Here is a 941-nt window from a genome sequence, read left to right on the forward strand (position 1 = left end):
TTCACCTTCGGCGAGGAGCCGGAGCGCTACACCGGCTACTGATCCACGCCTCACTGGCCCGCGCCCACCTAGGAGACTGCTGAACAAGGCGCTATTGGGGTTGGCGGTCGTGTGAGCGGCGGTCCCGGGCGTCACCGGTGGGATGGCGAGCGGCGTTTTAGGTCAGCACTCTGGGTGCGACGACCGAGGGCCTTCGGTCCACTTGATGTGATCCTGCGCGGTCTCACCGGCCATCGGCGAGAGGCGGCTCCCCTAACTGCTGGTCAGGCCAGGGCCCAAGCTCCGTTCTGGTGGGTCAGGCCCATGGCTAGCAGTCGACGCAGGTTGAGGGCGGCGGCGCGGTGGTGGAGCCAGCTGTTGTTCTTATCCACCCCGCGATAGGGCACGCGGCGGGCGCCTCGGGTGAGCCAGGCGATGGAGCGTTCGACCATCGGTCGATGCTGCCGGTAGGTGGTCTGGAATTCTTCGTCGCTGGCCCGTTGGCGGTGCTGGCGTTGCAGGAGGTGATGCTCGCCGAGTACTACCTTGCGGCCAGCTGCCGAGGTCGTGCACCGATGGCGTAGTGGGCAGCCGCGGCAGGCAACGCTGAACGTGACGGTCCCCTTCGTCGAGGGGGTTCGTGTGACACCTGCAGGGCAGGTCAGCGTGCCGGTAGTGGTGTCGAAGATGAAGTCGTCAATCGTGAACCCACGGTCCACAGCGGGCCTGGAAGGCCAGGGTTTGACCAGGGGCAGCCACTGCTTTTGGTCCAGGGTGCGCAGCATGTCGCCGGTGGCATACGCCGAGTCCCCGAGCACTTCAATGTGCTCGACGTCTGTAGTGGTGGGATCTGTGGTCACCAGGTCCGCACCGACGGCGGCGTCGGAATTGTCCGGACCGCTGGCCCGAGTCAGCCGGGCCGCAGTGGTCAGCCCGGTATCGGGTTCGACCACGATGTGGGC

The 941-nt window shown here is 66.4% G+C and carries 1 protein-coding gene; it reads right to left on the minus strand.

The genetic code is table 11. The features are described 5' to 3' along the window. Positions 1-263 precede the first annotated feature (263 nt). The coding region (locus H483_RS28375; RefSeq protein ID WP_017836686.1) for a transposase at positions 264-941 on the minus strand (678 nt) is incomplete at its 5' end.

The organism is Dietzia sp. UCD-THP (assembly GCF_000349585.1).
Lineage (GTDB): Bacteria > Actinomycetota > Actinomycetes > Mycobacteriales > Mycobacteriaceae > Dietzia > Dietzia natronolimnaea_A.